General features: G+C 46.2%; 5 protein-coding genes and 1 pseudogene. 3 read left to right on the top strand and 3 right to left on the bottom strand.

Features of this window, described 5'->3' with window-relative positions; genetic code table 11:
* The 3 genes and pseudogenes from DEH07_10855 to DEH07_10845 form a co-directional block, all read left to right on the top strand.
* The coding region (locus DEH07_10855; protein HBY04988.1) for an ISAzo13 family transposase at positions 1-286 on the top strand (286 nt) is incomplete at its 5' end.
* A 45-nt stretch (positions 287-331) separates the two neighbouring features.
* Complete coding sequence (locus DEH07_10850) at positions 332-730, top strand: hypothetical protein (GenBank protein ID HBY04987.1); 399 nt, start codon at positions 332-334, stop codon at positions 728-730.
* A 100-nt stretch (positions 731-830) separates the two neighbouring features.
* Positions 831-1,820 (top strand): annotated as a pseudogene (locus DEH07_10845) (WYL domain-containing protein).
* A 6-nt stretch (positions 1,821-1,826) separates the two neighbouring features.
* On the opposite strand, the gene DEH07_10840 reads toward DEH07_10845, so the two are convergent.
* From DEH07_10840 to DEH07_10830, 3 genes are read right to left on the bottom strand one after another with little or no spacing between them, the layout of a single operon-like run.
* The gene (locus DEH07_10840) at positions 1,827-5,195 is read right to left on the bottom strand and encodes a hypothetical protein (protein ID HBY04986.1); all 3,369 of its coding nucleotides are present in this window, start codon (positions 5,193-5,195) and stop codon (positions 1,827-1,829) included.
* Positions 5,155-6,966 (bottom strand): hypothetical protein, encoded by a 1,812-nt coding sequence (locus DEH07_10835; protein ID HBY04985.1) that lies wholly within the window; start codon positions 6,964-6,966, stop codon positions 5,155-5,157. Before DEH07_10835 ends, DEH07_10840 begins: the two co-directional genes overlap by 41 nt.
* Positions 6,959-8,179, bottom strand: coding sequence for a hypothetical protein (locus DEH07_10830; protein HBY04984.1), 1,221 nt, complete (start codon positions 8,177-8,179; stop codon positions 6,959-6,961). The genes DEH07_10835 and DEH07_10830 overlap by 8 nt, the downstream gene beginning before the upstream one ends.
* Positions 8,180-8,447 lie beyond the last annotated feature (268 nt).

Raw genomic sequence — 8,447 nt, 5'->3', positions numbered from 1 at the left:
CGTCTGCCACTTCCCTCCGGGCGCCAGCAAGTGGAACCAGATTGAGCCCCGGCTCTTCCCCCACATCACACAGAACTGGCGCGGCCGCCTGCTGGAGAGCCATGAGGTCATCGTCAACCTCATCGCCAACACCACAACCACTACGGGTCTAAAGGTTCAGGGCCAACTTGACACCAATCCGTACCCGGCCGGCATTAAGGTATCAGACACCGAACTGGCTGCTGTCCAACTGGAGCGCTCGGACTTTCATGGTGATTGGAATTATGTCATCCGGCCACATAGTTGAAAAAAGTTATTTTCTCGCGACTCCTTAGCGTCTGTTTACCCCAAAATTGACCGTGATTTATTGGTATCCGGCGCCATACTGCACGACATAGGCAAAATAGAGGAATACAACATAGGTACTGATATAGATTTTACCGATGAGGGCCGGCTGCTGGGTCATATTATCCTCGGTGTCCGGCTTTTAGAAAAATATATCAACAAGCGGCCTGACTTCCCGGAAGAACTGAGGATAAAACTGCTCCACATGGTCGTCAGCCACCACGGAAGATATGAGTGGCAGTCCCCCAAGAGACCCAAATTCCTTGAGGCAGCCATCCTGCACTATCTTGATCTGATCGACGCTGAGGTTGATATTTTCAGTTCGGCCGTTGAAAGCCGTGAAAACCCGGATGATCACTGGACCAGCTGGGTTAAAGGCCTGGAAAGGTACATATTTTGTAAATAAACGTCGCAAAAAGGAGGAAAATGTAAGGTTTAGGTCGTATCCACCTTTAAAGGCATTATATTCCACAGTCAGATAAGGGGGATACAAATTGGCCGGCCATGACACGACAAAGGCGCTCAGGATTGCCAAACTGCTGGACCTGCTGAATAATAGAAGCCCTTACGGGGGCATCTCCAGCAGAGAGATGGCAGAAGCCTTAGGAGTCAGCATCAGGAGTATTCACCGCTACCTGGATCACATTGAAAATGATTTAAATAAACCAATTATCAGGCCGGAAAAGGACACTTCCAAGAAAGAAGGCCTATACCGCTTGGATGTGGGCTATCTCCCTTCCATCAGCCCGGAAAAAGCGTTGGTTATACTCCTTAGCCTGCTTCAGCAAAAAGGCACCGCCCTGGCCGGCCATACCAACGAGCTCAAGGACGCATTAATCGGTACGCTATTTAAATATAAATACGATCCTAAAGCCCTACCAGTAGAGCAGCTGCAGGAAAGGATACATATAGTTGATGAGCAGCTGGCAGACCCGGACAAGGTAAGCGAAATATTTTTAAAGCTGGTACAGTCACTGCGTGACTGCTGCCGGGTAAAGCTATGGTATTACGTCGCTCACAGCAAGCAAAACACCCAGCGGGTTGTAGAACCTTACGGGCTGATTTGCAAGAGGCATAACTGGTACCTGGTCGCTTTCTGCCTCAATCGAAAAGCCATCCGCGTCTTCCGGATTGACCAGATTACGGATATCTTCCCCTATACATCTGAGCGCTTTGAATTCCCTGAAGATTTCTCTTTAAAGAAACATATGGGCCAGAGCTGGGGAATTATTAACGACGGGGAGATCTGCAAGGTTAGATTGAAATTCATCCCGGAAGTTGCCCACAGAGTAAAGCGGTTGATTTACCACCCGTCACAGGTAATAGAAGAAGAGCCCGCCGATGGTTCGGTAATCATGTCTTTTGAAATATGTGGCGTTGATGAGATGAAAACCTGGCTCGTGCAGTGGGGCGACACGGTTGAGGTCCTGGAACCCGGCTGGCTCAGGGAAGATATATGTGAAACGGCCAGGAAGATACTGGAGGTTTATAAATAATTTTCTTCAGTCTGAACATGCCTGTCCCTTGAAATACGGGCTCAGATTAATAAACAACTGTTTCAGTTGCTCCTCGTCTAAGCTGCTCTGAAGTACATATTCCAACAATTCCTCCTGCCGGGCCTGCCCCAGGCTAAGACGGTAGAGCGACAGTATTTTAATCAGCCGTTCATACTTTGCCTGATCCCTGCTCAGAGGATACATCGGCACAATACGCTCGATTTTGATCATCCTATCATGGTCCGGCAGGCACCAGAAAGGTACAAGATCAGAACACATGCCTTGCTTTTCCTCCTTGCTGGCTCTTTCAAACATCTCGCTCCAGATGTCTTTATCAAAACCTTGATCACCATATTTCTTTGCGATATTTTGCCGTATGGCAAGACACTTGTACCGGTTGATCCGTCCCTCACGCTGCTCCAAATCAATAGGATTGGACGGCAAATTCCAGTGCACAATCTTCCTGCAGTAGTAATGGAAATCCAGTCCCTCCTGTCCGATAGATGTGGTCGCCAGTACAAAGGGACGGAAGGGAGAATTAAACGCAAGACGCAGGCCCTCCTTACGCTGCAGGCCTTTGTCTTCACCTTTTGTGTCATAAAAACCGGCGGCATATCCTGAACGCATCTTTATAAAACGCAATTCACCTTTTTCGCTGCCGGTTCTATTCTTTTCACCTTTCATGATGCGGTCGCGGAACTTCCGGAATGTATCCACATTGTAACTTGCTGTGTGTGTTTTGAAGGAGGCGCACATTTTTTCACAAAGCGTTTTCGATCTTCTTTCCTGGGAAACATATGCCAACCCGTTATCGTCAGTGAGTATATGCGCATATTCGTCAAGCACTGCCTGTAAATTTCCATCAGTGCAATACTCCAGCACATTTTGCCAGTGTGGGTCTTTATGTTTGGCTTCATGTCGAGCTTTATGTTGAGCTTTAGAATCATGACATAGCTCGACTATGGCTGTAGATTCCTGTAAATTAAGCCGGTCGAGAAATATTTTAGCAAGGCGTACTGACAGCGCCGGGGAGTCCGGCAGTTCCGGTCCGAATAAACGCAGGGCGCATACCGCCGGCGAAGCCAAGGCCATCGTGATCAGCGTATCTACAAGGTCCCGCGGTTTCGGCCCCAGCATCAGATTATCCGCATTTTCAAGAGTACGCCGCAATGCGTTAAGATGCTTTTCCAGAACACCCTGTTCATCGTCTTCTTCTGCAGTCTCTGTCTCGCTGTTATTAAGGTTCCAAATTAAAGACGGTTGATTAAGCCAGGAACCAATCAGTTTTTCATTCTTATCAAAAAGCAACGGCGCTATATAATACCAGCTCTCGTCATAATCGTCTTTCTTTTTGCGTTCAAAAACAATTTTATCAAGCAGGTCTTCAATCTTCTCGCGCAGTTTAGATTCAATTTGCCTTCTGGTTAACCCCTGATTCAGCGCTTGAATCGGGTTATAGAGTTTTGCCAGAGTAACGCAGGGATACAGCAGAGTCATTAGTGACATGGACCCGGGTACACTTTTATTCATGTTGAGTTTAAGACGGGGTGAAGGAAACCGTGCTTTTTTTCCACGAGGGAAATAACTGCGGTTCTCTCGTTCGGGGTTGGGTGCTTTTTTGACCAGCTCACCTACTGTCAGCCGTTCAGCTTCATATGAAAGCATGGCCGCAACAGCCCTGGGCGCCATCTCCCAGGCAGAAAATACCAGGACCTTTGAAAAATCTCTTAAGCTGGAGAATACCCCGCCAGGCTCATAATACGGCTTGGAGGGAGGCAGCCAAAGCAGTCTCTCTGCGCCCTTTGGAAGGGCTTCTTCACTGATTCTCTTAAGTCTCGTATTTGTGTTGGGCAGCTTTTTATACTTGGAAATTAACTCCTCGTTTACCCACAGTTCCGGTTTGCGGACCAGTTTTAATTTACTGGGATTCTTCTTGAAATAAGTGTAAACCTTTTCTTTAATCTTATAATGCTCCATAAAGGAAAGGATATATGGGGCAGACTTTATATAATCAACCGGAACATGCTCGTTTAGACCCATATCCGAAAGCAGCTTATCGGCCCTTATGTAGGAAAGTATATCTTCTTCGGAAACGTCAAGTGTGCTTTTCGCAGTTTCTATATCGACGAACTTGCCGGCGCCTTCAACTGACAGGCGTTCTGTCCTGCAGACGCCCTGATAAAGAGCATCCTCGGCATTGTTTTTCCTGGCGGCCAGAATAGTTAAATCTGTTGTGCCAATTTCATTAAGCAATATCGAATAATCCCTCCACACCTGCCGGAATTCAGCTTTTTTCGAAGGGTCGCTTTCAAACAGGAAATCCGTCACCTGTATAAATTCACGGTAGTGCTCATCTGCTTGATTTTCATTTATTTCCTCCAGCGTTGAGTAAAGCTTATAGGGGGTTGCGGAAAGCAGCAGGATTTTTACTTTTTCATCGTCGCGCTTGGGCGCATTAAAAAAGCGTCGGGCCAACATCGCGGTTTCATTGTCCGCATCAGTCTTAATAAGCTCCGGAAACCGCTGAAATTCGTCCATAATAACCAGATCAGGATCCAACATTTCTACGCTTATTTCGGCCATCATTCGGCGAAGCTTGTGAATAACAGGATAGGCACCGCTTTGTCTGCGTCCGCTCAGGCGCATTTTGCTGCAAAAATCTGCTATCTCTGACAGCAGGCCATTATGCTTGGAAAAATAGTTATCCACTTTTCCTAAAACTTCTTTCAGGTAACGCCCGCCACTGGCCACGTCGCAATAGGCAACTTGATTCTCGTATTCATCTCTTTTCTTTTCCCAACTGCTGGTGGCAGTATCAACCAGCAGTATTTCTAATTCCTTTTTATAAGGAGTGACCGGTTGATAACGGTGCAATACAGCATAAATCAAGGCGCGTTCCCGCACACTGCCGCCGCCCCCGGTCATGTTAAAAGATGTGTTTGGAGTCAGCGGAATCAGCTGCATGTAGTTTTGTCTCTTTTTGTTTTCCAGCTCATCTTTAAAAATTTTTAGATGCTGCATAGACAGCCGGGTATCTGTGAGGCCCTCCACGCTGTCGGTCTCATTAATTTTGAGCTTGGAAAGATTCTGCGCGGCAATACTCTGATTTGAGCAGACGTAAACAACCTTGAATAAATCATCATGTAAAGTTTGCTGCTGATAAACAGCAGTTTTTGCAATCACACCCCTGGCGATCAGTGTTTTACCGAGGCCAACCTCATCTGCAACAAGCACACGGCTGCGACCGCTGGTAAAAAGAGATAGTATCCTTTCTACCGTTGCCCTCTGGAAATCCTTGAGACCGGAGAGGATTTGCTTTTCCTTCGTCGATAATTCAGTCACATCTTTTCCCCCTGTTTGTATTACAACTTGCATTATAGAAGGTAGTGTATAATTTGCCGAACTCAGGCGGCACAATTTCCTGATCATTCAACCGCTGGATAATCGCCTTGACCTCTTGCAATTTTTCGGGAGACCTTGCTGCGGCGCGCAGCATGTTTTCATAAAGTACCGGAATGTCAGAGCCGTGCAAATACCAGCCTTTAGCCGACGCCGCCTTTTGCTCAGCCTGCTCCAAGGCAGCGAGCAGATAATCATCGGAAAGTAAAAAAGCGATATAACGCAGAAAAGTGTTTCGGTCTTTGATGATACTCCTGAGCACCATACTGTCTCTTTCAGCCGGGATGCCTTCAGTGCGAATTTTAATGACACGCCGCAATTTGTCTTCGCCAATCCTGGCCTCTACAATATAAAACTCGCCCAGCTCCAATAGTGATAATCCGAATAAAAGAACTGTGCTCTCAACCTTTACGGGTTTACCGCCGCCAAGCGCTGCAATGGTCAAGTCTATGTCATTTGCGATAAACCGTTTGTCAAACTGAATTTCAAGATCATATTTGCCGTTATTCTCTTTGACCCGGGCATTTGTTTTTGATCGACAAAGCCGTTTAATAGCTTTTTGCATTCGTTCCTGTAAATCATCCTGATCAGGTATTACTTCAGGAACAGCGATAATCCGCTCAAAAGGATTATGCCTTTCATCGTATTCTTTATCGCTTCTGCAAAAAAGTTCATCGATGACCTGCGAGATCCGAAAGCCGCGTTTGTTATATTTCATTCGCAGCATAAACTCTACGTTGCCGTCCCATGCGCTCTTGGAGCAGTTGGCCGACCCGAGATAAATGTTGTGTTCGTTGTGCTTTGTTTTATTGAAATAGAGCTTGGCGTGTATATCCTGCTTTTGCAGGTCTGCAGGAGCGTTTTCTGATTCGCTGATTGCATCCTCGCCGTCAACTATTGTATCTTTGAGGCAGTAGCATTCAAAGCTGGCCAGTATTTCGTTGGTTAACTTGGTAATCTCGGACCTGCGGGTGATCAGGGTTTTATGTCCATTTTTTTGCGATAAACCGTCCAATTCCAGAACAGTATTTTTGCTGAGGAAGGGGGAAAATACCAGCAGTTCATTGTATTTTTCAAAAAGATCCGTGGAAGCCTTGTCATACTTCTCATCTATACCAAGTGGGAGAAAGGAAATATCAGTATAACGCTTGTCCTCCGTCTGAAAATGCACATGGGAAAGCTCATCGGCAATGCTGCCGATTATTTTTCTCTTCTTTTTATCACTGGCGATTTCCCGAAGATAATGTAGAAATTCTATTAGCGGACGGTTCTTAAGGGTTTTCTGACCACTCGCTTCTCCCTTTAGAACGACCGCTGCATCCCAGCTGCGGTCAAAAGTCAGGTTGCGGCTCAGCACAATAAAACGGTAAAATTCTTTCCCGCCGCCAGTATACTTGATCAGCCATACCTTCGGGTGAAAGGATTTCTCGTTTTTCAGGGCAACTTCAAAAATACTGCTCTCCAGTAAGGCAAACACCGGGTTTGCTTTATTTGGTACTTTAATCTGCCCGCCCTCGCAAAACAGTGCAAACTTGTCCGCGCTCTTGCGCAGAGCTTCCAATATGTATATAGGGTTTTCCGACAGCGTTTCGTCCATTTCTTCCCCGAGAAACAGGGCGAGCGGCACACCGATCAAAGCTTCCAGGTCAAGAGAATATGTAGTTCCAACAGCAAATTCACACTCATAGCCGACAGGGGGCGCCAGGATGCTTGCGTAATCAAGCCTGTCCTCGGCAGGTTTAAACATTTTTATCGCCTCCCAGTCCGTTATAGATATCCTCAATCATCCGGCGAAAATTACGGAAGCGGTATTGCAGCCTTCCGCCTCCCAGCCATAACCCATCCTGCCAGCTGAAATTTTCACTGTTCAGCTTCGCCCGTTCCTGGCCCTTCAACTCTATCTCGCGTTTGATTATGAGTTTATCCATAACAGCTGCATCCCCGGAAAGTACAGCTTTTTTCCATTTGTCGAAAAAGGGTACCAGTCTTGCACGATTGCGCCCGCTTAAAGAAAGGCGGTTGACAGCTTCGGATATATCATAATTCTGGATAAAGCCAGCAGTCACTGAATCATACCAGTTGTCCCATTCTTCATTTGCTTCTTTATTCTGTTCACCGGACAGGATTACATTGTAGCGGATATTCGCGCCGTAAATAAATCTGGCGAATCTCTGCGCCATTTCATAAATATTACGGATATCTTCAGGCAGTTCCAGGCAACTTCCGATATTCAAAATATCATCATATTCGACTACCCCATAGAGTTTATTACGCAGGATATGAGCAAGCAGGGAATCTTTCGAATGCTCCGATTTAATAATTCTTTCCCTTAAGAAAACTGCTTCCTCATTGGTAAGCTCGATGGAAACACTTTCACGCCAGTTTTCGGGCGGCAGCGGAACACGCCAAAAGCCGCTTGTGCTGCAGTACATACTGTCAGCGTCATCGGTACCCTCGCCTTTGTCAATATGTCCCGCAGCGGATAACAAGCTTTTTTCTCTTTTCATAGCGCAGACCGCCCGCAGATAGCCATTCAATGATATCCTTGAATAATTTTTAAAGATACCGTAGGTACAGATCCCGTTCCAGTATATGCTGGACGGCTTTCTCTGCAATTCTTCGCCGGCGCGTCCGCCGATAACGCCTTCAGCATTGTCCTTTTTAAGTATGGCAATCAGCGCTATTTCTTCTCTCGACAGCCTGTCAAGCAGCGCTTTGGGATTCAGGTTATTTTCCCGCTCCAATTCCATCATAATATAGGGAACAAGCAAAAAATACTTTGCTCTGGTCTGAATTGTAGATATGCCGGGAAACAGGAGATCGGCAAAGCCGTCCCGCACCACACCGATTCCAAGCTCATCCACTGCTTCTGAAGCAGAAAGCAGGCTTAAGACAGAAAGTATTTTGTTCCTGTCACGGCTGCCGTAATCAATCCAGCCTATTTGCAGTGATTGAGGCATTCGTACTCTCCTTCTTAAAGGTTAAGCAAATTTAGATCTTCACAACTAATCAAACCCCAACCCACCTGTCTACATGCGTGAAATACAGTCCCGCTTCATAAACCTTTTCTTTGGCTATCTCCTCCCAGAACTTCCTGTGTTTTAAACAATGAAAAACTACCATATAAAGCGGCAAATTTTTCACAAAGAATTGCCGGTGAAATTTCCAGCTGATAAAATAAAAAATCCTTCCCTTTGATTCCTGACAGAATCAAAAACAAAGGGAAAA

The organism is Desulfotomaculum sp. (assembly GCA_003513005.1).
Classification (GTDB): domain Bacteria; phylum Bacillota; class Desulfotomaculia; order Desulfotomaculales; family Nap2-2B; genus 46-80.
The sequence above is the reverse complement of the archived record's forward strand: the minus strand, read 5'-3'. Positions and strand labels throughout refer to the sequence as shown.